General features: G+C 69.6%; 19 protein-coding genes. 10 read left to right on the top strand and 9 right to left on the bottom strand.

Annotation, left to right across the window (positions count from 1 at the left end):
• Window positions 1-6: 6 nt before the first annotated feature.
• A complete protein-coding gene (locus AC1MLT_RS13205; protein ID WP_481032656.1) occupies window positions 7-567 on the top strand; it encodes a YaeQ family protein in 561 nt (186 codons plus the stop codon).
• Window positions 568-577: 10 nt separating this feature from the next.
• Here AC1MLT_RS13205 and AC1MLT_RS13200 read toward each other — a convergent pair whose 3' ends face one another.
• Window positions 578-886 (bottom strand): DUF7577 domain-containing protein, encoded by a 309-nt coding sequence (locus tag AC1MLT_RS13200; protein ID WP_481032655.1) that lies wholly within the window; start codon window positions 884-886, stop codon window positions 578-580.
• A gap of 35 nt (window positions 887-921) precedes the next feature.
• On the bottom strand, window positions 922-1,416 hold the full coding sequence (locus AC1MLT_RS13195; RefSeq protein WP_481032654.1) for a DUF3717 domain-containing protein: 495 nt from the start codon (window positions 1,414-1,416) through the stop codon (window positions 922-924).
• Between the two features lie 500 nt (window positions 1,417-1,916).
• Between AC1MLT_RS13195 and AC1MLT_RS13190 the strand changes: the two genes are divergently transcribed.
• Together AC1MLT_RS13190 and AC1MLT_RS13185 are read left to right on the top strand one after the other, a co-directional pair.
• Window positions 1,917-2,654, top strand: a complete 738-nt coding sequence (locus AC1MLT_RS13190; RefSeq protein WP_481032653.1) for a TerC family protein — start codon at window positions 1,917-1,919, stop codon at window positions 2,652-2,654.
• Window positions 2,655-2,776: 122 nt separating this feature from the next.
• Window positions 2,777-3,247, top strand: coding sequence for a hypothetical protein (locus AC1MLT_RS13185; RefSeq protein ID WP_481032652.1), 471 nt, complete (start codon window positions 2,777-2,779; stop codon window positions 3,245-3,247).
• Between the two features lie 49 nt (window positions 3,248-3,296).
• Here AC1MLT_RS13185 and AC1MLT_RS13180 read toward each other — a convergent pair whose 3' ends face one another.
• Window positions 3,297-8,711, bottom strand: a complete 5,415-nt coding sequence (locus AC1MLT_RS13180; RefSeq protein ID WP_481032651.1) for an amino acid adenylation domain-containing protein — start codon at window positions 8,709-8,711, stop codon at window positions 3,297-3,299.
• 159 nt (window positions 8,712-8,870) lie between these two features.
• Complete coding sequence (locus AC1MLT_RS13175; protein WP_481032650.1) at window positions 8,871-10,463, bottom strand: M48 family metalloprotease; 1,593 nt, start codon at window positions 10,461-10,463, stop codon at window positions 8,871-8,873.
• Window positions 10,464-10,556: 93 nt separating this feature from the next.
• On the opposite strand from AC1MLT_RS13175, the gene moaC reads away from it, so the two are divergent.
• The 3 genes from moaC (at window position 10,557) to AC1MLT_RS13160 (ending at window position 13,660) form a co-directional block, all read left to right on the top strand.
• Window positions 10,557-11,057, top strand: coding sequence for a cyclic pyranopterin monophosphate synthase MoaC (gene moaC, locus AC1MLT_RS13170; protein ID WP_481032649.1), 501 nt, complete (start codon window positions 10,557-10,559; stop codon window positions 11,055-11,057).
• Window positions 11,058-11,459: 402 nt separating this feature from the next.
• Window positions 11,460-12,488 carry a glycosyltransferase family 4 protein gene (locus AC1MLT_RS13165; protein ID WP_481032648.1) on the top strand — a complete coding sequence of 343 codons (1,029 nt, stop codon included), beginning with the start codon at window positions 11,460-11,462 and terminating at the stop codon, window positions 12,486-12,488.
• 8 nt (window positions 12,489-12,496) lie between these two features.
• Window positions 12,497-13,660 (top strand): polysaccharide deacetylase family protein, encoded by a 1,164-nt coding sequence (locus tag AC1MLT_RS13160; protein ID WP_481032647.1) that lies wholly within the window; start codon window positions 12,497-12,499, stop codon window positions 13,658-13,660.
• A gap of 45 nt (window positions 13,661-13,705) precedes the next feature.
• On the opposite strand, the gene AC1MLT_RS13155 is transcribed toward AC1MLT_RS13160, so the two are convergent.
• The gene (locus AC1MLT_RS13155; RefSeq protein WP_481032646.1) at window positions 13,706-14,182 is read right to left on the bottom strand and encodes an FKBP-type peptidyl-prolyl cis-trans isomerase; all 477 of its coding nucleotides are present in this window, start codon (window positions 14,180-14,182) and stop codon (window positions 13,706-13,708) included.
• Between the two features lie 174 nt (window positions 14,183-14,356).
• Between AC1MLT_RS13155 and AC1MLT_RS13150 the strand changes: the two genes are divergently transcribed.
• Window positions 14,357-14,590, top strand: a complete 234-nt coding sequence (locus AC1MLT_RS13150) for a DUF3606 domain-containing protein (protein ID WP_481032645.1) — start codon at window positions 14,357-14,359, stop codon at window positions 14,588-14,590.
• Window positions 14,591-14,696: 106 nt separating this feature from the next.
• On the opposite strand, the gene glgX is transcribed toward AC1MLT_RS13150, so the two are convergent.
• Both glgX and AC1MLT_RS13140 read right to left on the bottom strand, forming a co-directional pair.
• The gene (glgX, locus tag AC1MLT_RS13145) at window positions 14,697-16,880 is read right to left on the bottom strand and encodes a glycogen debranching protein GlgX (RefSeq protein ID WP_481032644.1); all 2,184 of its coding nucleotides are present in this window, start codon (window positions 16,878-16,880) and stop codon (window positions 14,697-14,699) included.
• Between the two features lie 129 nt (window positions 16,881-17,009).
• Window positions 17,010-17,324 carry a hypothetical protein gene (locus AC1MLT_RS13140; protein ID WP_481032643.1) on the bottom strand — a complete coding sequence of 105 codons (315 nt, stop codon included), beginning with the start codon at window positions 17,322-17,324 and terminating at the stop codon, window positions 17,010-17,012.
• A gap of 183 nt (window positions 17,325-17,507) precedes the next feature.
• Here AC1MLT_RS13140 and AC1MLT_RS13135 point away from each other — a divergent pair, with 183 nt between their 5' ends.
• Together AC1MLT_RS13135 and AC1MLT_RS13130 are read left to right on the top strand one after the other, a co-directional pair.
• Entirely contained in the window at window positions 17,508-19,163 is a 1,656-nt protein-coding gene (locus tag AC1MLT_RS13135; protein ID WP_481032642.1) for a CYTH and CHAD domain-containing protein, read from the top strand.
• Between the two features lie 168 nt (window positions 19,164-19,331).
• Window positions 19,332-20,630 carry a YihY/virulence factor BrkB family protein gene (locus tag AC1MLT_RS13130; protein ID WP_481032641.1) on the top strand — a complete coding sequence of 433 codons (1,299 nt, stop codon included), beginning with the start codon at window positions 19,332-19,334 and terminating at the stop codon, window positions 20,628-20,630.
• Between the two features lie 46 nt (window positions 20,631-20,676).
• On the opposite strand, the gene AC1MLT_RS13125 is transcribed toward AC1MLT_RS13130, so the two are convergent.
• Both AC1MLT_RS13125 and AC1MLT_RS13120 read right to left on the bottom strand, forming a co-directional pair.
• On the bottom strand, window positions 20,677-21,471 hold the full coding sequence (locus AC1MLT_RS13125; protein WP_481032640.1) for a transglutaminase-like domain-containing protein: 795 nt from the start codon (window positions 21,469-21,471) through the stop codon (window positions 20,677-20,679).
• Between the two features lie 202 nt (window positions 21,472-21,673).
• Entirely contained in the window at window positions 21,674-24,115 is a 2,442-nt protein-coding gene (locus AC1MLT_RS13120) for a catalase (RefSeq protein ID WP_481032639.1), read from the bottom strand.
• A 155-nt stretch (window positions 24,116-24,270) separates the two neighbouring features.
• Here AC1MLT_RS13120 and AC1MLT_RS13115 point away from each other — a divergent pair, with 155 nt between their 5' ends.
• On the top strand, window positions 24,271-25,596 hold the full coding sequence (locus AC1MLT_RS13115) for an Nramp family divalent metal transporter (RefSeq protein ID WP_481032638.1): 1,326 nt from the start codon (window positions 24,271-24,273) through the stop codon (window positions 25,594-25,596).
• The last annotated feature ends 13 nt before the right edge of the window (window positions 25,597-25,609 follow it).

Here is a 25,609-nt window from a genome sequence, read left to right as displayed (position 1 = left end):
CGCGCGATGGCCCTCAAATCCACCATCTTCAAGGCCAACCTCGCGGTGGCCGACATCGACCACGGGTACTACGCCGACCACGCGCTGACCCTGGCCCGCCATCCCAGCGAGACCGACGAGCGGATGATGATCCGGCTGGTCGCGCTGGCGCTCAACGCCCACAAGCTGCAGAGCGTGCTCGATGGCGACGGCGTGCTGGGCTTCGGCGACAGCCTGTCCAACACCGACGATCCGGATGTCTCGCTCAAGGACTTCACCGGCCGCACGCGGGTCTGGATCGAGGTCGGCCAGCCCGAGGACAAGCCCCTGATCAAGGCCTGCGGCAAGGGCGACGAGGTGCTGCTCTACTGCTTCAACCATGCCGCCGAGATCTGGTGGCGGGGCATCGAGAACAAGCTGACCCGGGTGCGCAACCTGAGCGTGTTCCGCATCCCGACGGCCGCCTCGCAGGCGCTCGCGGCCCTGGCCCAGCGCAGCATGCAGCTGCAGGCGACGGTGCAGGAAGGCGCGCTGATGCTGGGCGACGGCAAGCACAGCATCGACATCGAGCCGCTGCGCTGGCGCTAGCCGGACCGGCTCAGGCGAAGCGCATCATCTCGCCGCATTGCCAGCACTGCTCGAAGCCACCCTCGATGAGTTCGCCGCAGGCCGGGCAATGCCAGGTGCGCTGGGGCCGGTGGCGCAGGTCGTGCAGGGCCGCTTCCGCGCGCGGGAACTGGGTCTCGTCGTCGATCCAGATCTCCGGCAGGCACTGGTCGGGCGGCAGCTGACCGAGGGCGCCGCCGAGGAACTCGCGCTGCACGCTCGCCGCGATGCCATCGGCCCGCAGGGCATGGGCCCACAGCGTGGCGATGGCGAGATTGGGAGCCTGGGCGAGGCGGCGCATGGTGACGATGACGGCGCGGTCGGTATCGGTGGTGCTCAGCCGTGGCCGGCACCGGCCTTGGCATCGGCGTCGACCGCGGCGGGGGGCGACGCGTCGGCGGCCGCCGCGTCCGGCCGCGCGTCCACGGTCTCGCGGGCCCGCTCGGCATAGGTGTTGAAGCGCCAGGCCGAACCCTCCAGGGTGATGCGGCGCCAGGTCTGGCGTTTCTCGGCCGGCGTCATGGCCGGCCAGTGCTGGACCTCGCCGAAGCTGCGCCCGCAGCCCTTGCATTCCTCGTCGCCCTGGCTGGTCGAGCAGATGGCGATGCAGGGGGTGTCGGGCGTGGTCTCGTACCAGGCCAGCCAGGCGGCCCAGGCGGCGGCGGGAAAGCCCTGCTCGGCCACCTCGTCCTCGTGGTGATAGACCATCAGCGCATAGACCTCGGCCAATGCCCGCAACTCGGGTGCCAGCGTCACCCCGTCGGGCGAGGGCTTGCGGGCGCGCCAGAAGTTGATGGCGGCCTCGATGTCGGTGATGTGGATGGCGGCCATGGGCGGGAGGAACGGCGGACGGGAACCGTCGAGCGAGGGAATGGGAAGCGTCTGAACGCGGACGTCGGAATGATAGTGCCGCAAAGTCCCGCCAAGCCCTGGGGATTATCGATTGCTATCGAATCAAGAGCATCGAACCCAGCTCCGATCGAGGTTGCGAGACGGTTTCTTTCAAGGACCTGGCAAATCCCTGTTGCGGCACCTGGATGCCAATGCTTTAATCCGCGCCACGAAGGGGAGTAGCTCCCGCCTGCAGTCGACGACGGTGGGTATCGACCGGTCGTCAATACGAAGCACATCAGCTTCCGGCCTGTCGGGTCGCCCCACCCGGGCGATCGAGCAAGACCTTCGATTTGAACCCGCGCAGGTTTGATCGAAGCAATTGCAACCAGGACATCGCCCCCGCGTCCGCGTGGGCGACGGCATCCGCCGACGTCTTCCATCGATGGCTTCGATCCAGTTCGCACGGGATGGCTCGAAACACAAAGAGGACGCTCTCCATGGAACAGTTCATGACCCCGGAATTCTGGGTCGCAGTCGGTCAGATCATCATGATCGACATTCTTCTCGGCGGCGACAACGCCGTGGTCATCGCCCTGGCCTGCCGCAAGCTGCCGCCGGCCCAGCGCACCAAGGGCATCCTGTGGGGCACCGCGGGCGCCATCGTGCTGCGCGTGGTCCTGATCTTCTTCGCCCTCACGCTGCTGGCGATCCCGTTCCTGAAGATCGTCGGCGCGCTGCTGCTGGTGTGGATCGGCGTCAAGCTGCTGGCACCCGAGAGCGACGACGCGCACGGCAACATCGCCGGCAGCGACAAGCTGTGGGCCGCCGTGAAGACCGTGATCGTCGCCGACCTGGTGATGAGCGTGGACAACGTGATCGCCATCGCCGGCGCGGCGCAGGGCGCGGGCGAAGGCCATCAGATGCCGCTGGTGATCTTCGGCCTGATCGTGAGCATCCCGATCATCGTCTGGGGCAGCCAGCTGGTCATCAAGCTGATGGACCGCTTCCCGCTGATCATCACGCTCGGCGGCATGCTGCTGGGCTGGATCGCCGGCACGATGCTGATCTCCGATCCGGCCGTGGTCCGCACCGATGCCTGGACCTGGGTGCCGAAGATCCCGCAGACCGATGTCATCAAGTACGCCGCCGGCATCGCCGGTGCCCTGCTGGTGCTCGTGATCGGCAAGATGGTGGCCGCGCGCCGCCCCAAGGTGACGCACGCCCCGGGCGTCTGAGAAACGCCCATCCGCGCCGCCGCCGCCGATACGGCGGGCGGCGCATGATCCGACACGCATCCGGCGCCGCTGCATCCGCACGGCGCCGGATGCTTTCATCAGGAACTTCGAAGGAGACCGTTGTGGAAAAGATCATCCTGTACGTCGACGACGCGGCCTATGCCCGCGAGTTCCTGGCGCGCGCCACGGCCGAGCAGGTCGGCGGCGATGGCGCCCGCCACTGGGTGCTGGTGGCCTGCGCACCCCGCATGACGCACCGCATCAGCAAGTGGGTCAGCCACAGCGCGCGCGAGAACTGGCGCGGCAAGTGGTTCGCCAAGACGCAGGACCAGGTCGTGCCGCTGCTCAGCCGTCCCGGCGACGCCGTGACGCCGCTGCTGGCGCAGGGCCCGCTCGCGGAACTGACGCTGCGCCTGCGGCGCGACCATGGCGCCGGCGTGCGCATCGTCGACGCGCGCCGGCCGAAGATCGGCGTCGAGCTCGAGCCCGTCGCCCCGGTGGCGCCGCCCGAGGGCAAGGCCGGCTGGTCGTTCCCTGGCGTGGCGATGGGCCTGGGCGCCCTCCTGGTGCTCGCCAACGGCTTCGCCGAGTAGCAACACCACGCCACGCCGCGCGCGCGAGCGCCCGGCGCGGCCGGGCGGGTCAGCGCGCGATCTGCTCCAGCGTCTCGAAGACCAGACGCGGCGGATCGACCTCCCGGCCGAGTTCCTCGCGGATCGCGACGACGGCGCGCATCGCCAGCAGCGAGTGGCCGCCCAGGTCGAAGAAGTTGTCGCGCAGATCGACCTCGTCGACGCCGAGCAGGCGGCACCAGATGGCGGCGATGGCGCGTTCGGCCGGCAGCGTCGGCACGCCGCGGCCATCCGCGCGCGCGGTCGGCATCGCGGCGTCGCCCGTCTGCGTCGCGGCGGTGGACGCCGTCGATGCGGCGCGCACCGGCTGAGGCGCCGGCAAGGCCTTGCGGTCGATCTTGCCATTGGGCAGCAGCGGCAATGCTTCGAGCCGCATCACGTGCTGGGGCAGCATGTATTCGGGCAGGCGCGCGCGCAGATGCTGGCGCAGCCCGGCGGCATCGATGCCGGACGGCTTCGCCTCGCGCGTCACCACGTAGGCCACCAGGCGCACGTCGCGCTCGTCGCCGGCAGCGGCGTCGCCATCGCCATCGCCCTGGGCGCGCGTCACGACGACGCCATCGGCGATGTCCGGATGATCCAGCAGCGCCGACTCGATCTCGCCGAGCTCGATGCGCAGGCCGCGCAGCTTCACCTGCCGGTCGAGCCGGCCCAGGTGCTCCAGCTGCCCGTCGTGGCGCCAGCGGCCGAGGTCGCCGGTGCGGTAGAAGCGGGCCGCCGCGTCGCGCGACTCGGGGTCGGGCGGAAAGCGCTCGGCGGTCAGCACCGGCTGGCGGTGATAGCCCAGCGTGACGCCGGCACCGCCGATGCACAGCTCGCCCGGCACGCCGACCGGGCAGGGATGGCCCGTCTCGTCGAGCACCTGCACGGTGGTGTTGGCGATCGGCCGGCCGATGAAGATGCCGGCGCGCGGCGCGGCCACGCGCCAGATCGTCGACCAGACCGTGGTCTCGGTCGGTCCGTACATGTTCCACAGCTCGACGCCCGCGACGGCCAGCAGGCGCTCGGCCAGCACCGGCGGCAGGGCCTCGCCGCCGATCAGCGCCTTGAAGCCGGCGCCCTGGGCGCGGCCGGACCAGCCGGCATCGACCAGCATGCGCCACAGCGTCGGCGTGGCCTGCATGACGGTGGCGTCGTGGCGCGCCAGCAACGCGCCCAGGGCGTGCGGGTCGTGCGCCTGGGCCGCGCTCGCGAGCACGAGGTGGGCGCCGACGGCCAGCGGCAGCAGCAGCTCCAGCACGGCGATGTCGAACGACAGGGTGGTCACGGCCACCAGCCGGTCGGTCGCCGCGAGGCCCGGCTCGCGCGCCATGCCGGCGAGGAAGTTGACCACCGCGCGATGCGGCACGGCCACGCCCTTGGGACGGCCGGTCGAGCCGGAGGTGTAGATCATGTAGGCGGCGTCGAGCGCGCGGGCATCGTGCGCGACATCGGCCGGCAGCGCCGCGTCGGCGGCCTCGGCGAGGTGCTGCGGCGGCAGCGCGCGCGCGGCATCGTTCCCGGCCTCGGCGGGCCGGCCATCGTCGTCCAGCGTCAGCGTCGGCACGTCGGCATCCGCCAGCCAGTCCGGCGGCACGCCGCGCACCAGCAGCGCGGCGAGCCCGGCGTCGCCGGCCATGTAGCGCAGCCGCTCGGCCGGGAAGCCGGGGTCGAGCGGCACGTAGGCGGCACCCGACTTGAGCACGCCCAGCAATGCGACCAGCATCACCGCGTCGCGCGCCAGCCCCAGGCCGACGCGCTGGCCGCGACCGATGCCGCGCGCCCGCAGGGCCCGCGCCAGCGCGTTCGAGCGCGCATCCAGCTCGCCATAGGTCAGGCCGCGCCCGGTCGCATCGGTCACCGCGACGCGGTCGTGGCGCGCCGGATCGGCCAGTCCCAGCGCGTGGTGCACCGTCGCGTCGGCGGGCAGCGCCATGGCGGTCGCGTTCCAGCCATCGCGCAAGCGCGCGAGCTGCGCCGGCGCGACGATGGCGTTGTGCGACAGCGGCAGCGACGGCGCCGCCAGCAACCGCTCCAGCAGGCCGAGGTAGTTCTCCAGCAGGCGCGCGGCGGTGTCCGGGGCATACAGGTCGGTGGCGTACTCGACGTGGATCTGGTGCGTGAATTCGGTGTCGACGTGGACGGCGAGGTCGAACTGCGCCGTGGCGCGATCGATCTGGAATTCCTCGACGTCGAGTCCGGTATAGGCCAGGCGCCGCAGGGGCGCGTTGAGCACGTTGAACAGCACGCGCACCAGTCCCTCGGGATGGGTGGCGCGGTCGTGGCCGAGTGCCTCGACCAGTTCGTCGAACGGCGCCTCCTGGTGCGCATAGGCCTCCAGCGCGGTCGCCCGCACGCGTTCGACCAGGCCGGTGAAGCTCGGATCGCCCGACAGGTCGGTGCGCATCACCAGCGTGTTGACCAGCGTGCCCACCAGGTGCTCGGCGGCGAAGCGATGGCGGTTGGCCACCGGCGTGCCGACGGCGACGTCGGTGGTGCGGGCGGCCCGCGACAGCATCAGCTTGAAGACCGCCAGCAGCACCACGAACGGGGTCGAGGCGGTCTGGGCGCAGAAGGCGCGGATGGCGTCGCGCAGGCGCGGTGGCAGGGTCGCGGCCACGCGGCCGCCCTGGAAGCCGGCCCGCTGCGGACGCGTGAAATCGGTCGGCAGGTCCAGGGGCTCGAGCCCGCGCAGGCGCTCGAGCCAGTACGCCATCTGCGGCCGGCGCTGGGCCGTGACCTCGGGACTGCGCTGCCAGGCGGCGTAGTCCGCGTACTCGATCGGCATCGGCTCGAAGACCGGCTCGCGGCCCGCCTCCCAGGCGGTGTAGGCCGTGAACAGTTCGTGCATCAGGACCGAGAACGACCAGTTGTCGGTGATGGCGTGATGCATGACCCAGCACAGCACGTGGTCGTGTCCGTCCAGGCGCAGCAGCATCGCGCGGTGCAGCGGCGCGCGCGCCAGGTCGAAGGGCTCGGCAAGCTGCGTCGACAGCAACGCGCGCGCCTGCGCCACCGGATCGAGATGCGTGCGCAGATCGGTCCGCTGGATGCGGATCGGCGCGGCCGAGGGCGGATCGATCAGCTGCACCGGCTCGTCGGCGCCCAGCGCGAAGCGCGTGCGCAGGCCTTCGTGGCGCCGGGCGACGAGATCGAAGGCGCGCTGCAGCCGGTCGGCGTCCAGGAGGCCGCGCAGGCGCAGCGTCACCGCGACGTTGTAGGCCGACGAGGCCGGATCGAACTGCTGGATCACCCACATGCGCCGCTGGGACAGCGACACCGGCAGCGCCGCGCCCCGCGCCACGCGCGCGATGACGGCCGGCATCGACGCCGCTGCCTGCGACGCGCCCCCGGCCCGGGCCTCCAGCGACAGGGTGACATGCCGCGCCAGCGCGGCGATGCTGGTGTGGTCGAACAGTTCGGCCAGCGGCAGTTCGATGCCCAGGCGCTGCCCGATGCGCGACGCCACCTGCGTCATCAGCAGCGAGGTGCCGCCGAGCTCGAAGAAGCTCTCGTGCACGCCGAACGCGGCGCGGCCGAAGACCTCCTGCCAGATCTCCCACAGCGCCTGCTCCGTGGCATCGCGCGGCATCACGACGAGCGCGCGCGCAGCGTCCTCGGGCGTATCGGACGATGCCTCGACACCGGCCAGCGGCGCGATCGCCTGCACGTCCAGTCCGCCCTCGAGATAGCGCTGGCGCGCGAGGCGGCGCTGGACCTTGCCGCTGGAACTGCGCGGCAGCGATCCCGAACGCGCCAGCGCCACCACGCTCACCGCCAGGCCGTGGGCCTCGCCCACGGCGCGCCGCACCGCCGCCGCGATGGCGTCGGCGTCGATCGACGTGCCCACGCGGCGTTCGGTCTCCAGCAGCAGCACCAGCGCCTCGCCGTCGGAGCCGTCGATCGAGAACGCGGCGCCGTGACCCGGCCGCAGCGCGGGATGCGCGTGCTCGGCGGTCCATTCCAGGTCCTGCGGATAGTGGTTGCCGCCGTGCACGATCACCAGATCCTTGAGGCGGCCGGTGACGAACAGCTCGTCGCCCTGCAGGAAGCCGAGATCGCCGGTGCGCAGGAAGGTCCGCGTGTCGACGGCAGCGGCGGTGTCGGTGTCGGCTTCGGTGGCAGCGGCGGCCAGCCGGACGCCGAAGGTCGCGTCCGAGGACTCGGACTGGCGCCAGTAGCCATCCCCGACGCCGGGCGAACGCACCCAGATCTCGCCCACCGCATCGGCCGGCGCGGGCCGGCACGTCGCCGGATCGACGATCAGGAGCTCGGTGTCGCGCAGGGCGCGGCCGCAGCCGGCGAGCAGGCGGACGTCGGGCCGCCCGGCCGCTTCCGTCGCCACCGGCAGGACGCGGTCGCGCGCCAGCGCCCGGGCATCGACCGCGAGCGTCATGGCCGGCCGGTCGCGCGGCGAGGCGCTCACGCCCAGCACCGCCTCGGCCAGTCCATAGGCCGGCATGAAGGCCTCGCGCCGCATGCCGGCGGCGCCGAAGACCACCTGCACCTCGGCCACCGTGTCGGCGCGGATCGGCTCGGCGCCGCAATTGAGGGAGACCAGGGCCGACAGGTCGCAGGTCAGTGGGCGCCCGTCGAGCGCTCGCAGGCAGGCGACATAGGCCGAGGCGGGGGCGCCCGAGTGCGTGATGCGCAGCGCCGCCAGCGCGTCCAGCCAGCGCAGCGGGCGCCGCAGGAAGGTCAGGGGCGACATCAGCCAGCTCGTCAGCCCGCCGATCATCGGCGCGAGCACCCCGTGCACCAGGCCGTAGTCGTGGAAGTGCGGCAGCCACACCAGGCTGCGACTGTCGGGGCCGACGCCGCCGACCTCGTTGAGCGCTTCCAGGTTGGCGATCGCCTGCGCATGCGTGATGCGCACGCCGCGCGGTGCCAGGGTCGAGCCGGAGGTGTACTGCAGGTAGGCCAGCGCATGGCCCGCCGGCGCGGCGGCGGTGCCATCGGTATCGGTGTCGAAGGCGGCTGCGCCGGTGGCGCCCGGCGCCAGATCGCTCAACGCCATCCAGGGCACCCGGGCCCGCAGGGCCGGTTCCAGCACACGACGTCCCGCATCGAGCAGCTCGGCCGAGGTCAGGACCAGCGCGGCATCCGTGTCCTCGACGATGCCGCGCAGGCGCGGCAGGCCATGCAGCAGGCGCACCGGATCGGGCGCCGGCACCGGCACCGCCACGCAGCCGGCCTGCAGGCAGGCCCAGAACGCGCGCACGAAGTCCAGCCCGGGTGGGAACGCCAGCAGCACGCGAGATCCGGCCGGCGCCACGGTGCCGAGGCGACGTGCCAGCGCCCGGACCTCGTGGCCGAGCTGGGCGAAGCTCACGGCATCGGCGGCGGAGAGATCGTCGCGCAGGAAGACGTAGGCCGGCTTGTCGCCTTGCCTCGCGCATTGCGCCGCGAAGAGCGAGGAAAGGGAGGAGGAAGAAAAGGAAAACAAAGTGATGCTATTTAGTGCAGCAGGAGTTGACTATCGCTGACATTCATGCCGCGCGCATGAGACAACCATCCCGGAATGTGGAATACGTCTCTGGCGGGTCGACGAAGCCGCATCGACGCGTGGCGCTCCGTCGACGCGTGACGCTCCGCATACGCGGGGCTAGCGCGGCGGGGGTTCGGCCTGCTGCTCGCGCAACAGCGCGTCGACCACACGTGCGCGCGTGTCGATGATCGAGGCCTCGTAGTGATCGATCGGCTGGCTCGCCGAACCCCGCGCGACGAGTTCCTGGGCGGCCTTCAGGCGGTCGCGCGCGGCGGCGTAATCGAGTGTCGCGACCTGCGATTCCGCATCGGCCCGGATGGCGCGCAGGGCGTCGTTCTGCGCGCCATAGAGATTGCCCAGGGTGCGCCACACCGTGGCATCGCGCTGATGCGTGGCCACCCAGTCGCGCAATGGCGCCACCATCGGAGCCGGCTGGCGCAGCGCGAGGGCGACCTGGGCCGACAGCAGCATCTCCGAGCGCTCCCGGCTGCGGGCATCGAGCAACTGCTGCGCGCGCGGAGCGTCGCCGGCGGCGAGCGCGATCTCGGCCTGCAGGAGTCGCGCGAGACGCGCCGAGGCGGCATCGTCCGCCACGCGCGTGACCAGGCGATCGGCCAGCGCCCGGGCCGCGCGGCCATCGCGCAACTCGCTCGCCGCCAGGGCACCGGCATACAGGAGGGCGGCCTGCTGCACCGGCGTGCGGCGTTCGAATTCGCCGCCGGAGGCCGCATCGATCCACATGCGCAGCACGTCGACGCCCGGGCGCGAGAGCACGCGGGCGCGCGCGGCGACCAGGGCGTGATCCATCTTCAGCAGGCGCGTCGCGGCGGGCAGGCGTGGCGTCGCGCCCGGCGTGGCGATGGGCAGGGCACCCGCGCCGTCGCGGAACTGGAAGCGCGCCTGCATGTCCGAGATGCGCTCGCTGTTGAGCGGGTGGCTGCGCAGGTAGGGATAGGAGCCGTTGTCGTTCAGGCGCGAGGCGTACTGCAGCTTCTCGAACATCGAGGCGGCGCCCTGGGGCGCGAAACCGGCCTGCGTCATGACGCCGAAGCCCACCCGGTCGGCCTCGCGCTCCATGTCGCGCGAGAAGTCGAGCTGGTTCTGCATCACCAGGGCCTGGCCGCCCATGATCATGGCCTGGCCGGCATCGCCGGTGCGACTCTTGCTCGCGGCGATGGCGCCCAGCACCATGGCCGCCAGCATCAGCGGCAGCTGGCGCCCCTGCCGGGCCATGAGACGCGCGATGTGGCGCTGCGTGACGTGCGACAGCTCGTGGCCGAGCACGGTCGCGAGTTCGTCCGCGCTGTCGGTGGCCGCCACCAGGCCCAGATGCAGTCCGAGATAGCCGCCCGGCAGCGCGAAGGCATTGATGCTGCGGTCGCGACCCACGAGCACCACCCAGGCGAAGCGTTCGTCGAGTTCGGGCGTCAGCTCCCCGCGCACGCGCGCCGCCGCCATCAGCCGCTGCCAGATGCCCTGGACATAGTCGCCGATCACCGGATCGTCGATGTAGTCGGGATCGCGGAACAGCTCGCGCGCGATCTGGTCGCCCAGGCGGCGCTCGGCGGCGGCCGTCATCTCGCCGCCGTCGCCCATGCCCGGCAGTTGCGCGTGGACCGGCGCGACGCCGGCCGCGAGCTGCGCGGCGACCAGGGCGCCGATGCCGAGGCGACGCAGCAGGCGACGCCGGAACGAGACTTTTTTCGTCATGGAAGGAACGGGGAAATCCAGGTGGGGCCCATTTCCTATGATGCACACCCCCGTGACCGTTCATCCCGCGCGCGCCGCGTACCCTGGAATTCCATGAGCTCTCTCACCCACTTCGACGCCCAGGGCCAGGCCCACATGGTGGATGTCGCCGCCAAGCCCGCCACCCATCGCGTCGCCATCGCCAGCGGGCGCATCGAGATGCTGCCGGCCACGCTGGCGCTGATCGAATCGGGCACGGCCAGGAAGGGCGACGTGCTGGGCATCGCCCGCATCGCCGGCATCCAGGGCGCCAAGAGGACCAGCGACCTGATCCCGCTGTGCCATCCGCTGGCGCTCACGCGGGTGGCGGTGGTGTTCGAGACGGCCGGGGGCGCCTCCGGCCGGGCGGGCGACCCGCCACGGGTCGTCTGCACCGCCACCGTCGAGACCGTCGGCCCCACCGGCGTCGAGATGGAAGCGCTGACTGCGGTGCAGGTCGCCCTGCTGACCATCTACGACATGTGCAAGGCGGTGGATCGCGGCATGCGCATCACGGATGTCCAGGTGCTGGAGAAGCACGGCGGCAAGTCGGGCAGCTGGACCGCCACGCCCTAGCAGTCGCTGCACGGCAACGCCGCCAAGTTACCTTCAGCAACATTTCAGACCAGATTCGCCGCTTCGTCGAGCGGACGGATTCGTCGTGGCCGTCGAGAAAAGCCCTTCGAGGCCTCGGCCGGTCGATGAACTGTCAATGACACGGCTCGGAATCCCTAAGGTTTTCCCTTGATTGCTTCTGATTGTGAAAATTCCTTACTACTTTCGTTTAGCCTTTCAAGAAATTCGAAAAAGTAAGTGAAAAGTGTGTGGAAGATCGCGGATGTTTTTCGATTTGTTACATATAAACGATAGGGTCCGGAGGAATCCGAGTTTTCGTGAAGACGATATGGGCCCTACTGACTCTCTCTGCTTTCCAACGAGCGGAAACATTTCAACCTCTCAGATTGGAAAGCGACAAGGATGAAAATACTGATCTACAGCTCAGTTTTTTATCCCGCCATCGGCGGCATCGAGAACCACACCCTGTTCCTCGCCAAGGAATTCGTTCGCGCCGGGCATGAGGTCAAGGTGGTGACCGAGCAGCCCCAGACCGGCAGCACACCGCTGGAGAACATCGAGATCTTCCATTCGGCCGACAAGCTCAGCCAGATCCGCCTGTTCATGTGGAGCGACATCTTCTACATGCCCAACATCACGCTCAAGGGCATCTGGCTGCTGTTCTTCAATCCGCTCAAGCGCTGGATGATTTCGCACAACGACTTCCATCTCATAGAGTCGCTCGGCCTCAAGTCGCGGCTCAAGAGCCTGGTGATCCGCAAGGCGACCACCAACATCTCGGTCAGCCGGAGCGTCGCCCGGGCCCTGCCGGCGCCCTCGACGGTGATCTACAACTGCTACAACGACGAACTGTTCAAGCTGTACGAGAACGAGCGCCGGACGCGCGACTTCGTCTTCGTCGGCCGCCTGGTGACGCAGAAGGGCTGCGACATGCTGATCGAGGCCTGCAGCCGCCTGAAGCGGCCCTTCACCCTGAGCGTCGTGGGCTATGGACCCGAGGCCGACCGCCTCGAGGCCAAGGTCGAGGCCCTGGGCCTGGCCGGCCAGGTGAGCTTCCTGGGCATGCTGCGTGACGAGCCCCTGGCGCGCGTCATGAACCGCCATCGCACCATGATCATTCCCTCGACCGGCAACGAAGGCTTCGGCATCGTGGCGCTGGAGGGCCTGGCCTGCGGTTGCCGGATGCTGGTGGCCGACGCCGGCGGACTGGCCGAGGCGGTCGATCGCCATGCCGACGTGTTTCCGATGGGCGACGTGGAGGCACTGACCCGGCTGCTGCGGCAGGCGCTCGATGCGCCCGCCTGCGATCCGATGCCCGAGTGCCGCGTCGCCTACCTGAAGGAGCATTCCAAGCGCAACGTCGCGCGGAAGTACCTGGACGTGTTCTCCCGCCCGTCGTCGAGAGTCGCCCTCGAACTGGGCAAGATGTAAGGAATCCGATGCTGGCCCCCCAGAACATTGTCGATGTCGACCTGCCCGAGAAGACCCTGTGCCTGACCTATGACGACGGCCCCGGACCGGCGAGCGCGGCGATCGGCCGCTTCCTGCACGAGCAGGGCGTGCGCGCCACCTTCTTCGTGGTGGGCAAGTTCGCCGTCGAGCATCCGGAGATCCTGGACGAACTCCATGCCCACGGCCACATCATCGGCAACCACACGTTCGAGCATCCCGACATGCCCTACTACGTGTCGGTCAACGGTGACGTGCGCGACCAGATCATCCGCACCAACACGGTCATCCAGAAATACAACAAGGACCGGCCGATCTACTTCCGTGCCACCTATGGCAAGTGGTCGCCCGAGGTCGCCAACGAGCTCAACGTCGACCTGCGCAGCTCCTACCGCCACGTCGGTCCGGTGTACTGGAACATCGCCGGCATCGACTGCTACTACTGGAAGCTGGGCAAGTCGGTCGAGGAAGCCGCCGAGGTCTACCTGAAGGACATCGAGTCCAAGGGCAAGGGCATCATCGTGATGCACGACGGCATCGCCGACATGGACACCGTCGCCGCCAAGAGCCGGACGCTGGAACTCACGCGCCACCTGATCCCCCGGCTCCAGGCGCTGGGCTACCGCTTCGTCGGCCTGGACGAGATCGACGACCCGCAGCTCACCTCGCCGGCGGCCGACACCTTCGGCCTGAAGGGCCAGAACGGCAGGTTCCTCCAGTACTCGGACGACGAGAGCGCATCGCTGGACTGGTCGGGTCATTCCATCAAGGACGATCGCGTGCAGTTCTTCATGGAGGACAAGGGCAAGGGCAAGATCGTGCTGCGCACGGCCGAGGGCCGCTACCTGAGCGTCAACCCCGATGCCGACGAGACGGTGCGCCTCTGCGACGAGCGCGACATCTATTCGCTGTTCGACAGCATTCCGGTCAATGCCTCGCAGATCATCCTGCGCTCGCACAACGGCAACTACCTGGCCTCCGAGACCGGCAAGGGTGGCGCTCTCAAGGCCAATGCGCCCTTCATGCGCCAGGCCTGGGCCATGACCTACGTGCCGGGCACCCGGGCCTACCTGAAGCCCCCGAGCCTGTCGGACCGGCTGCGCAACCTGAAGAAGGCCGCGCTGTTCGTGAAGTCCAAGGTCCTGAGCTCGTAGCGGGGCCCGTCAGGGGGACGCCGACAACCGCCCGGGACCGTCCGCTCAGTGATGGTGGCCGTGCGCGCCGTGGACGTGGCGGTGCGCGATCTCCTCGGCCGAGGCGGCCCTGACCTCGATCACCTTGAGCGTGAAGCGCAGCTCCATGCCGGCGAGTGGATGGTTGCCGTCGAGCAGCACCTTGTCGCCCTTGATCTTCTTGACGGTGAAGACCTGCGGCCGGCCTTCTTCGTCGCGTCCCTCGAGCTGGCCGCCGACCTTCACGCCCGGCGGGAATTCGCTCTTGGGGATCGTGCGTTCGAGCGCCGGATCGCGTTCGCCGAAGGCATCCTCGGGCTTGAGCTGCAGCGTGACGCTGTAACCCGTCTCCTTGCCTTCGAGCGCCTGCTCGATCTTGGGCAGGGTGTTGTCGTAGCCGCCGTGCAGGTAGGTCATGGGTTCGGGCGCTTCCTCGATGAGCTTGCCCTTGGCATCGGCGACCTTGTAGCGGAGGGTGATGGCGGTGTTTTTTCGGATTTGCATGGCGATCGATTGTCCACATCGCGCGCATGCCGGGTGCCGTCCGGGATGCGGCGTCGGTGTCGGCAGACGCGCGACCGGTCCGCCCGGCCTACAACGCGGCACGCGCGACGGGACTAGGTTGAGGCTTCTTTCCGCCTCAAGGCGGCCCGCTTCGACTCCCGCAAAGGAATCTCCATGTCCGACAACGACACCCCCATCGCTCCCAATGCCACCGCTCCCGACACCATCGACGTCCAGTCCGACGCCGCGCTGGAGGAATGGGCGAAGAAGCTCGACGTCACGTCCCAGCAGCTCAAGGACGCGGTCGCGGAGGTCGGCGATCGCGCCACGGATGTCGAGATGCATCTGAAGGGCACGCGCAGCACCACCAACACCGAGCGCGTCGAGGAAGCCGGCGGCGCGAGCTGAGCGGCCACGGCCACGAGCAAAGAAAAAGGGCGGTGCTCGATGCACCGCCCTTTTTTCATGCCCGCCCCTTCCGGCCTCGGGAGACCGGGGGCCGACGGCGCGGATCTCAGGCCGGCGAGGTGAACACCAGCAGCGAGCGACCGGTCACCGTGTAGCGGTGGCCCGGCTCGAAGGGCACGTCCTCCTGGGTGTCGAGCGCGGTGTCGACCACGCGCGTCCAGCCCTTGCCGGCGAAGGCCTCGCCACGCGAGGGCAGCGTGAAGTCGATCGCGCCTTCCCAGGAGTTGAAGACGATCAGCACGCTGTCGTCGTGCGACGCACGCGGCAGCGCCGACGATGGCGCGGTGCCCTCGAGCAGCAGGCCGAAGCAGCGCGTCTGCGGATCCTGCCAGTGCGGCGCCTGCATCTCGTTGCCGTCCGGGGCGAACCAGGTCGAGTCCTTGACCTGGGCGGCCTCGCTCCACTGCCCGGTCAGGAAGCGGTTGCGGCGCAGCACCGGCAGTCGGCGGCGCAGCATGGTCAGGTGCTGGGTGAACCTGCGCAGCGATTCGCCGCGCTCGTCGATGTCCTGCCATTGCACCCACGAGATGTCGTCGTCCTGGCAATAGGCATTGTTGTTGCCCTGCTGGGTGCGGCCGAACTCGTCGCCGGCCAGCACCATCGGCGTGCCCTGCGAGAGCAGCAACGTGGCGAGCTGGTTGCGCTGCTGGCGCGCGCGCAGGGCCAGCACGCCCTCGTCGTCGGTCGGGCCTTCGACGCCGCAGTTCCACGAGCGGTTGTCGGAATGGCCGTCGCGGTTGTTCTCGTTGTTGGCCTCGTTGTGCTTCTCGTTGTAGCTGACGGTGTCGGCCAGCGTGAAGCCGTCATGGGCGGTGATGAAGTTGACGCTGGCCCAGGGCCGACGGCCACGCTTGTTGAAGCGGTCGCCACTGGCGGTCAGGCACTGCGCGAGCGCGGGCGCCATGCCCTCGTCGCCCTTCCAGAAGGCGCGCACGGTGTCGCGGAACTGGTCGTTCCACTCGGCCCAGCCGGGCGGGAAGCCACCCACCTGGTAGCCGCCCGGGCCGATGTCCCACGGCTCGGCGATCAGCTTGACGCTGGAAAGCACCGGATCCTGGCGGCAGCTGTCCAGGAAGCCGCCGCCCTCGTCGAAGCCATGCGGCTCGCGCGCCAGGATGGTCGCCAGGTCGAAGCGGAAGCCATCGACGCGCATCTCCGTGACCCAGTAGCGCAGGCTGTCGGTCACCATCTGCAGCACGCGCGGGTGGCTCAGGTTCAAGGTGTTGCCGGTGCCGGTGTCGTTGATGTAGTAGCGCGGGCCGGGGCCCTCCTGGCCCTCGCCGCCGGGCATCAGCCGGTAGTAGCTGGCGTTGTCGATGCCCTTGAAGGACAGCGTCGGACCCATCTCGTTGCCTTCGGGCGTGTGGTTGTAGACCACGTCCATGATCACTTCCAGGCCGTGGGCGTGGAAGCGGTCGACCATGGCCTTGAACTCGTCGATGTTGGGCCCGTCCATGTAGCGCTGGTCGAGGGCGAAGAAGCCCATCGTGTCGTAGCCCCAGAAGTTGGTCAGGCCCTTCTCCAGCAGGAACGGCTGGTTGAGGAACATCTGGATCGGCAGCAGCTCGACGCTGGTCACGCCCAGTTCCTTGATCGGCGCGATGACTTCGTCGGTCATGCCGGCGAAGGTGCCGCGGAAATGCTCCGGCACCCCGGGGTGGCGCATCGTGTAGCCCTTGACGTGCGTCTCGTAGAACACGGTCTCGTTCCATGGCACCCGCACGGTGTCGGTCTGCTTCCATTCGAAGCGCGAGTCGACCACCACGCACTTGGGCATGAAGGGCGCGCTGTCGCGCTCGTCGAAGCTCAGGTCGCCATCGGGATGGCCAACGGTGTAGCCGAACACCTCGGGGCCCCACTTGAGCTCGCCCATGTGCGCCTTCGCATAGGGGTCGAGCAGCAGCTTGTTGGGGTTGAAGCGATGACCCTTCAGCGGCTCGTAGGGACCATGCACGCGGTAGCCATAGCGGGTGCCGGGCTTCAGGCCGGGCACGAAGCCGTGCCAGACCTCGTCGGTGTATTCGGGCAGCGCGATGCGGGCGATCTCGTTGGTGCCGCTCTCGTCGTAGATGCACACCTCGACCTTGGTGGCATGGGCGGAGAACAGGGCGAAATTGACACCGCGTCCGTTGTAGGTGGCACCGCGCGGATGGGAGACGCCTTCCTCGAGGGTGAAGGCTGGCGAATCGGCGCTGTCGGAGGCCGTGGATGGGGTCGTGGTGGCGGTCATGGATGGAAGGGTGGGTGCTGGGGAAAACCGGGAGTCATGGGACTCTGAGGTCGCCCGTCCATCGCCGGCAAAGCCGTTGGCTGGATTTGCCGTAGGCCGAAGGCACAGCCGTCGGCCGGAGAGCGCTGCTCAGGCGTCGAGCGCCGGCGTCTGCCAGCCCAGCAGCTCCGCCAGCCGCAGCACGATCCAGCGGGCCTCGTCGGCCGAGACGCCCGAGGCTTCCGAGCGCAGCCCGGCATGGATGCGATGCAGCACCTCGTCCTCCGAGGGCACCTCGACATGCGCCAGCACGCGCGCGTGCTCCACCAGATGCGCGGCCAGGTCCTCGCAGACCTCGTAGCGCGCGCGCACCGTGGCGATGGGTTCGCGCAGGCGCTGGCGCTGCGCGTCGGCATGGAGCGCGAAGAACGAGGGCGGGATGTCGATCTGGTAGTCGTCGGTCATGGCGGTGGCCCGGGCGGGCGTGGGAACGTGGCGGAAGGAGGCGGCCCCATCGTAGGCGCTACCCCGGCGCGAGACGCGGCCTTTCATCAAATCCGCGGGGTCGGCGTGCGACCATGATCCGGTCCCCGTTGCACCACCGGCCCCCTCCTCTCCTTCTCTTCTCTTCGCGCATCCCCGACGTCCATGGAAATCGAGTTCAAGTTTCAAGTCCCCGCCGATCGCCTCGCCGCCCTGAAGGCCGAACTGCGCAGCGCGCCGACCCGGCGCACGCGACTGCGGGCCCGCTATTTCGACACCGCCGACGGCAGCCTGGCCGCGCAGGGCGCCGTGCTGCGCCTGCGCCAGGAGGGCGACCGCTGGGTCCAGACCGCCAAGGCGCTCGGCGAGGGTCCGCTGCACCGGCTGGAGCACAACGCCGACCTGGGCCCGGCGCGGGCCGGCGAGATGCCCGAGCCCGATGTGCGGCGTCATGCCGGCACTCCCGTGGGCGAGCGCATCGCGCACCACCTCGAGGCCGCCGGGCAGCCCCTGGTCGAGACCTATGGCACCGACATCTGGCGCCTGTCGCGCGAAGTCCATGTGCCTGCCCCGGACGGCGGCGCCGGCACGACGGTGGAACTGGCGCTCGACCTGGGTCATGTCGTCGCCACGCCGGCCGCGGGCGGCGCGGCGCGGCGCGCGCCGGTGTGCGAGCTCGAGCTCGAACTGGTCGATGGCGACATCGCCGGCCTGGTCGAACTGGCCCGCCACTGGTCGCAGGCGCATGGCCTGTGGCTGAGCACCGTGTCGAAGGCCGAGCGCGGCGAACGGCTGATGGCCGGCCTCGACGCGGCACCGGCCGTGAAGGCGCGGCCACCGCGCTTCGAGGCGGTCGAACCGGCGCCACGCGAGGACGCCGGCAAGAAGGCCGGCCGCAAGGGCAAGGGCAAGGGCGCGCGCAAGGGCAGCCACCGGCATGGGCGGAACGCCCCCGATGGCCCGGCGATCCAGCGCGCCGTCGTCGCGGCCTGCCTGGCGCAGATGCTGCCCAACGCCAGCGAGATCGCCGCCGGCGACGCCACGGCCGATGTCGTGCACCAGCTGCGCGTGGGCATCCGCCGGCTGCGCACCGCGCTGCGCGAGCTCGACGTGCTCGGCCCCGGTTTCGATCCCGCGTGGGAGCCACCGCTGGTCTTGGCCTTCCGTGGCCTCGGCGCCCGGCGCGACCAGGAGTTGCGCGCCGAGAAGCTGGCGCCCCGGCTGGATGCCGCCGGCGCGCCATCCGCCACCGTGGAGAGCGTGACCGGTGACACGCCGGCACCGGGCGACCTGGTGCGCGATCCCGCCTTCCAGGCCGTGCTGGTCGATCTGATCGGCTTCGCGGCCATCGATGCACCGGCCGCTGCGGCACCGAGCGACGACACCGGCGAGCATGCCGAGCCCGGGCAACCACTGGACGCCCCCGAGGCCCGGCACGCCCTTCAGCGGCGCCTGCGCAAGCTGCACCGTCGCCTGGTCGAGGATGCCGACCGCTTCGACACCCTGGAGATCGAGGCGCGCCACGACGTGCGCAAGAAGCTCAAGCGCCTGCGCTACCTGGCCGAGTTCGTCGCCCCGCTGTTCGATGCCGAAGGCGCGCGACGCTATCTCGCGCATCTGGCACCGGCCCAGGATGCCCTGGGCGAGGCCAACGACGAGGCCTCCGCGCTCGAGGCCTTCCGCGGCGCCACCGCGACCGATCCGCGCGCCTGGTTCGCCGTCGGCTGGCTGAGCGCGCGGCAGGAGGCATCCACGCGGGCCAGCCAGAAGGCGCTGCGCCGCATCGCCAAGGCACCGAGGTTCTGGAAGCGCCAGGGCTGACGCCGACGCGGCAGCCGCCGCCGACGTGGCTGTCGGCCGGCGGCCTGGCGGACCGGCTCCGGGACGGTCGCTGGCTGACACGAAGCACTCACATCGTCCGTCGCCCGCATGCGGCGCGTGCTTCTAACGTGACGGCTAATCAGGCCGCCACGAGAGGAAACCCACGTCATGTCCACCGCCCCATCCGTTCCCGCCCCCATCCTGCCGGGGTCTTCCTCCGCGGCGGCCAAGGGGTCGAAGATCAAGTACTTCTTCGACCTGGCCAAGAAGGCCGTCATGGCCTGGATCGACGACCTCGCGCCGAGCATGGGCGCGGCGATCTCCTACTACACGATGTTCTCGCTGGCGCCGCTGCTGGTGATCGTCATCGCGGTGGCTGGCGCGATCTTCGGTCGCGAGGCGGTGCAGGGCGAGATCGTGACGCAACTGCAGGGTCTGATCGGGCGCGAGGGGGCGATCGCGGTGCAGGGCCTCATCAAGAGCGCCGACGAGCCGGCCAAGGGCCTGGTGGCGGGCCTGATCAGCATCGTGGTGCTGATCATCGGCGCGACCACCGTGTTCGGCGAACTGCAGAGCTCGCTCGACCGCATCTGGCACGTGCCCGAGCGCGAGAAGCCGAGTGGCGTCTGGGGACTGCTGCGGGCGCGGGTGCTGTCCTTCGGCCTGATCCTGGGGCTGGCCTTCCTGCTCATGGTCTCGCTGCTGGTGAGCGCCAGCGTGGCGGCCTTCGGCAGCTGGGCCGGGGGCCTGCTGCCGGGCTGGGAGATCCTGCTGATGGCGCTCAACATCGTGGTGTCGATCGGCATCACGACGGTGCTGTTCGCGATGATCTTCAAGCTCATGCCGACGGCCAAGATCGAGTGGCACGACGTCTGGATCGGCGCCATCGTGACGGCGGTGCTGTTCGAGATCGGCAAGACCCTGATCGGGCTGTACATCGGCAAGAGCGGCGTCAACGAGTCCTTCGCCGCGGCCGGCTCGCTGGTGGTGCTGCTGGCCTGGGTCTACTACGCGGCGCAGATCTTCCTGCTGGGCGCGGAGTTCACCAAGGTCTATGCCAACGAGCACGGCTCGATCGCCGGCACCAAGGCCACGGCCGCCACCCAGGCGGTCGCCGCGGTGAAGGAAGCCGGCACCGATGCCATCGTCCCGGGCGCCGCCCCGCACGAGACGGCCCGCTCGGCCCTGGCGGCGACCCAGGGCGATGCCGGCCCGGCGGCCACCGGCGGCACGGGCGATACGCGTCTGGCGGTGGACGCCGACACCATGCGCCGCACCGTCGAGGCGCAGCGCGAGGTCGAGGAACGCCTGCATGTCGCCACGGCCAGCCTGGCGCGCCAGGTGCTGCTGCTGGGGGTGGCGACCTTCGCCACCACCGTCGCGACGCACTGGGAGAAGCGACAGCGCAGGACCGCGCGCCGCGAGCACAAGGCCACCACCCGTCTCGAGCGCCGGCTGCGCCGCTGAACGCACGCGGCGGCGCCACGGCCATCCGGGCCGTGAGGCCGGCCGGTCACTCCTCGGACGGTTCCACCCGGTCGACCGTGACCTTCATCTCGCCCATCTCCAGTGGTCCGTAGTTCGAGACGAAGGCCACGTCGGCCGCGTCGCGCCCATAGGCCACCACGATGCGTCCGCCCAACGGCTCGGACTGGGTGGCGTCGAAGGTGTACCAGCGGCCATCGACGAAGGCCTCGAACCAGGCATGCATGTCCATCGGATCGAGCTTGTGGAGGTAGCCCACCACCATGCGCGCCGGGATCTTCAAGGCCCGCGTCAGCGCCACGCCGATGTGGGAGAAGTCGCGGCAGACGCCGGCGCCATGGGCCAGCGAGTCGAGCGCGTCGGTGGTGCCATCGCTGACCCCATAGCGGTATTCGAGGTTGTCGTGGATCCAGGCACGGATGGCTTCGATCTGGTCGTAGCCGGCCTTGGCCTTGCCGACGATCTCCAGCGCCTTGGCCTCCATCTTGTCGGACGGGCAATAGCGGCTCTGGAGCAGATAGAGCAGCGCATCGTCGGGCAGGTCCTCGACGGGCGTGCGGGGCGCGCCGGGCGTGACGCGGATCTCGTCCTCGGTCTCCATCACCATCTCGACCTCGATGCGCATCTCGCCCTTGGGGATCACGAAGCGCTGGCCGAGGTTGCCATAGCTGTCGACATATTCGACCGTGCGTACCCAGGGCGAGAGTTCGTAGCGTTCGCTGATCATCCATTGCGCCATGCCGCTGCGCGGACGGAGCATGGCGACCACCGGGCAATCGGCGCCGGCTTTCACGGTCATGGTGCAGTTGGCTTTGAGCTTCATCGGTGGTCCTGGGGGAAAAAGGCGTTGGGAGAGGGGAACATTCAACAAGTGTGCCAAGACCGGACGACAAGTCGATCGGACGGCGCCCACGAAAAACGCCGTCCCTGAGGACGGCGTCTTGATGTGCCATGGCCCGGCGCGGGTGGCCGGTCGGCGGGCTCTGGCTGGATTGCTTCCACCGGGACGAGCCCGGCGGCATGCCTCACACCATCGGCGGATCGCAATCGCGCGCGGCGTGGCGCGGCTGGCCGACGGCGGTGATGAAGGCCACCGTCGCGGAGCCGACGTCGGACGCGTCGGCCAGGATCAGGCCCGGGTCGTCGGTGCCGTCCGGCAGCGTCAGCGGGATGCCCGCATCGGTCAGCAATGCCTGCGACGAACCCAGGGCGAGCAGCGTCTTGCAATGGCGGTACTGGTCCTTGACGAACTCGGCCGTGTGGCCATCGCCGGCCAGCAGCTCGACACCGGCGGCGCCATCGGGCAGCACCAGGGCATCGAACAGGAAGCCGGGCGTGTTCTCCAGCGTGGCATCGGCCTCGATCGGCGTGCCATCGGCCGTCTTCACGGTGCCCAGGCGCGGCGCGACGAAGCGCGGCACCGCGCCGGCATCGAACAGGGCCTTGTGCACCGCCACGGCGGAAGCGCCATCGACGCCATGCGCCACCAGGATCGCGATCTTGCGGGTGCGGATGCCGCCATCGCCCGGACGGGCCATCAGCGACAGCGCGGGCGACTTGTCGACTTCCGGCGTCGCCGGGGTCTCCAGGGCCTTCGGCAGCGCGGCGGGCACTTCCATGCCCAGATCCGCGGCCACCTGGGACGCCAGCGCGGGCGACACGTTCACCAGGCCGGCGACCATGCGCTGGCGGATCGCCGGCACCGCCACCTTGGACAGCTCGAAGCGGAACGCGGCGGCGATGTGGGCCTGCTCGACCGGCGTCTGGCTCTCGTAGAACAGCGTGGCCTGCGTGTAATGGTCGGCGAACTTCTCCGGCTTGCCGCGCACCTTGTCGCTCGACTCCGCCGCGTCGATGCGACGGGCGATGCTCTGGAAGCCCTGGGCCGCACCGGCCTGGTACGGAGCGCCGCCGGCCAGCGAATTCGGCTCGTACGACACGCGACCGCGCGGGATCGCCTGGCGATGCATGCCGTCACGCTGGTTGTTGTGGACCGGCGCGATCGGCGCGTTGATCGGCAGCTCGTGGAAGTTGGGGCCGCCCAGGCGGCTGATCTGCGTGTCCACGTAGGAGTGGATGCGGCCGGCCAGCAGCGGGTCGTTGGTGAAATCCATGCCCGGCACGATGTGCGCGGTGCAGAAGGCCACCTGCTCGGTCTCGGCGAAGAAGTTGTCCGGGTTGCGGTTGAGCACCATGCGGCCCACGATCTGCACGGGCACCAGTTCCTCGGGGATGACCTTGGTCGAGTCCAGTACGTCGAAGCTGAAGCCCGCGGCCTGCTCCTCGGTGAAGATCTGCAGGCCCAGTTCCCATTCCGGATACTCGCCCGCATTGATGGCTTCCCACAGGTCGCGACGATGGAAGTCCGGATCGGCGCCGGAGATCTTCACCGCCTCGTCCCACACCATCGAGTGCGTGCCGAGCTTGGGCTGCCAGTGGAACTTCACGAACACCGATTCACCCTCGGCATTGACCAGCCGGAAGGTGTGCACGCCGAAGCCCTGCATCATCCGGTAGCTGCGCGGCAGCGTGCGGTCGCTCATCTGCCACATCAGCATGTGGGTCGACTCGGGCATCAGCGAGACGAAATCCCAGAACGTGTCATGCGCCGAGGCCGCCTGCGGCATGCCGTGGTGCGGCTCCGGCTTGACGGCATGGACCAGATCGGGGAACTTGATGGCGTCCTGGATGAAGAAGACGGGGATGTTGTTGCCCACCAGGTCCCAGTTGCCTTCGTCGGTGTAGAACTTGACCGCGAAGCCGCGCACGTCGCGGGCCGTGTCCTTGGAGCCGCGCTCGCCGGCGACGGTCGAGAAGCGCACGAACACCGGCGTGATCTTGCCAGCTTCGGCGAACACCGAGGCCTTGGTGTACTTGGCCAGCGACTCGTAGGCTTCGAAGTAGCCATGCGCGCCCGATCCGCGGGCGTGCACGATGCGCTCCGGAATGCGCTCGTGGTCGAAATGGGTGATCTTCTCGCGCAGGATGAAGTCTTCCAGCAGCGCCGGGCCGCGCAGGCCGGCTTTGAGCGAGTTCTGGTTGTCGGCGATCTTCACGCCCTGGTTCGTCGTCAGGATCTGGCCCGACGAGTCGACGCGCACGCGGTCGAGCGTGCCGATGGTGGCATTGACGCCTTCGGGCGCCACCGTGCCCGCCTTGGCCGACGAGTTGCTCTCCGACGGCGTGCTGCCGGTGGGCAGGCGCGAGGGCGGCGTGGCCGTCAGGCCCTGGGGCGCGGCCAGGGCGTTGTCCATGCCGTGTTCGAGGGCCTTGTTGGTGTTGGCCGGCATGGCGGCGACGAGGGTCTGCGTGTCGGCGGCCTTCTGGGCCAGGACGTCGCCGCCGGCGGCACCGGGAGGCGCCGGATGCGCGGGGCCGCTGTCGGTATTGCGGGCCGCGGCCTGGGCGGCGGTCGCGACGGCGGGGGAAACGGAGGAAGGCGGCGACGCCTTGCTGGATTGAGCCATGTATGCGCTTTCGAGGTATCGGTGGGGAGGAACGTCGGGAGGATTTCACGACGCCTTTGAAGACAACCTAAGGACCTCCCCTCATGCGTTGTGTAGGACGGTGCGACATTGACCCCGGGCAGCCGGCCCATCGTCGCGCACCTATCATCCGCCGCATGTCGTTCCTGCCGCGCACCGCCACGGCGCCGTTCTGCCCCTCCGAAGTCAAGGGCAGCATCGCCGTCGATCCCTCGCTCTCCTTCCATCGCAAGCTCTGGCGCTACGCCGGTCCCGGCCTCCTCGTCTCGGTGGGTTACATGGACCCGGGCAACTGGGCCACCGACATCGAGGCCGGTTCGCGCTTCGGCTACGGCCTGCTGTTCGTCGTGCTGCTGGCGAGCCTGGCGGCGATGCTGCTGCAGACGCTGTGCGTGCGCCTGGGCCTGGTGGCGCAGAAGGACCTGGCGCGCCTGTGCCGGGAGCGCTACTCGCCCGCGGTCAACCGCTTCCTGTGGCTGGGCGCCGAGCTCGCCATCGTCGCCTGCGACCTGGCCGAGGTGCTGGGCAGCGCATTGGCGCTGCACCTGCTGTTCGGCGTCTCGGTCACCACCGGCATCGCCATCACGGCCTTCGACACCATCCTGGTGCTCGGCCTGCAGGGCGCGGGCTTCCGGCGCGTCGAGGCGATCGTCCTGGCGCTGGTGGCGACCATCGCCGGTTGCTTCGCGATCGAGCTGGTGATGGCGCAGCCGAACTGGTTCGGCGTCGCCATGGGCTTCGCGCCCAGCCTGGAGCGCCTGCAGCAGCCCGGCGCGCTGTACCTGGCGATCGGCATCGTCGGAGCCACGGTGATGCCGCACAACCTGTACCTGCATTCGTCGATCGTGCAGACCCGGCTGGTGGCGCCGACCGACGCGGCGCGCAGCGAGGCGATCCGCTTCTGCACGGCGGATGCGATCGTCTCGCTCTCGCTGGCCCTGCTGGTCAACGCCGCCATCATGGTGCTGGCGGCCAGCGCCTTCAATGCCAGCGGCCATCGCGAGGTCACCGGCATCGAGGATGCCTACCACCTCATCGAGCCGCTGGTGGGCAGCGCCTTCGCCGCCGCGCTGTTCGGCATCGCGCTGCTGGCCTCCGGCCAGAGTTCGACCTTCACCGGCACCATCGCCGGCCAGATCGTGATGGAGGGCTTCCTCGACCTGAAGATCCCGTGCTGGCAGCGCCGTCTCGCCACGCGTGCGCTGGCGCTGGTGCCGGCCTTCGTCGGCGTCTGGTGGTTCGGCGACGATGGCATCGGCCGCATGCTGGTGCTCAGCCAGGTGGTGCTGAGCTTCCAACTGCCCTTCGCGATCTGGCCGCTGGTGCGCTTCACCAGCGACCCGGCATTGATGGGGCGCTTCGTCAATGGTCCGGCGCTGCGGATGGCGGCGTGGGGACTGTTCGGCGTGATCGCCATCGCCAATGTCTGGCTGGTGGGCAACGCGCTGGGCGGCGCCGATTGAGTCGGCCCCATGG

It is taken from the genome of Variovorax sp. PEI5 (assembly GCF_056679935.1).
Note: the sequence above shows the minus strand (reverse complement) of the source record. Positions and strands in the feature narration are given on the sequence as shown.

Coding starts and splice junctions, on each gene's coding strand:
- AC1MLT_RS13190 (WP_481032653.1), top strand. CDS start 1,917: ATGGAACAGTTCATGACCCCGGAATTCTGGGTCGCAGTCGGTCAGATC.
- glgX (WP_481032644.1), bottom strand. CDS start 16,880: ATGACCGCCACCACGACCCCATCCACGGCCTCCGACAGCGCCGATTCG.
- AC1MLT_RS13120 (WP_481032639.1), bottom strand. CDS start 24,115: ATGGCTCAATCCAGCAAGGCGTCGCCGCCTTCCTCCGTTTCCCCCGCC.
- AC1MLT_RS13200 (WP_481032655.1), bottom strand. CDS start 886: ATGCGCCGCCTCGCCCAGGCTCCCAATCTCGCCATCGCCACGCTGTGG.
- AC1MLT_RS13160 (WP_481032647.1), top strand. CDS start 12,497: ATGCTGGCCCCCCAGAACATTGTCGATGTCGACCTGCCCGAGAAGACC.
- AC1MLT_RS13175 (WP_481032650.1), bottom strand. CDS start 10,463: ATGACGAAAAAAGTCTCGTTCCGGCGTCGCCTGCTGCGTCGCCTCGGC.
- AC1MLT_RS13115 (WP_481032638.1), top strand. CDS start 24,271: ATGTCGTTCCTGCCGCGCACCGCCACGGCGCCGTTCTGCCCCTCCGAA.
- moaC (WP_481032649.1), top strand. CDS start 10,557: ATGAGCTCTCTCACCCACTTCGACGCCCAGGGCCAGGCCCACATGGTG.
- AC1MLT_RS13140 (WP_481032643.1), bottom strand. CDS start 17,324: ATGACCGACGACTACCAGATCGACATCCCGCCCTCGTTCTTCGCGCTC.
- AC1MLT_RS13130 (WP_481032641.1), top strand. CDS start 19,332: ATGTCCACCGCCCCATCCGTTCCCGCCCCCATCCTGCCGGGGTCTTCC.
- AC1MLT_RS13125 (WP_481032640.1), bottom strand. CDS start 21,471: ATGAAGCTCAAAGCCAACTGCACCATGACCGTGAAAGCCGGCGCCGAT.
- AC1MLT_RS13195 (WP_481032654.1), bottom strand. CDS start 1,416: ATGGCCGCCATCCACATCACCGACATCGAGGCCGCCATCAACTTCTGG.
- AC1MLT_RS13135 (WP_481032642.1), top strand. CDS start 17,508: ATGGAAATCGAGTTCAAGTTTCAAGTCCCCGCCGATCGCCTCGCCGCC.
- AC1MLT_RS13165 (WP_481032648.1), top strand. CDS start 11,460: ATGAAAATACTGATCTACAGCTCAGTTTTTTATCCCGCCATCGGCGGC.
- AC1MLT_RS13155 (WP_481032646.1), bottom strand. CDS start 14,182: ATGCAAATCCGAAAAAACACCGCCATCACCCTCCGCTACAAGGTCGCC.
- AC1MLT_RS13205 (WP_481032656.1), top strand. CDS start 7: ATGGCCCTCAAATCCACCATCTTCAAGGCCAACCTCGCGGTGGCCGAC.
- AC1MLT_RS13150 (WP_481032645.1), top strand. CDS start 14,357: ATGTCCGACAACGACACCCCCATCGCTCCCAATGCCACCGCTCCCGAC.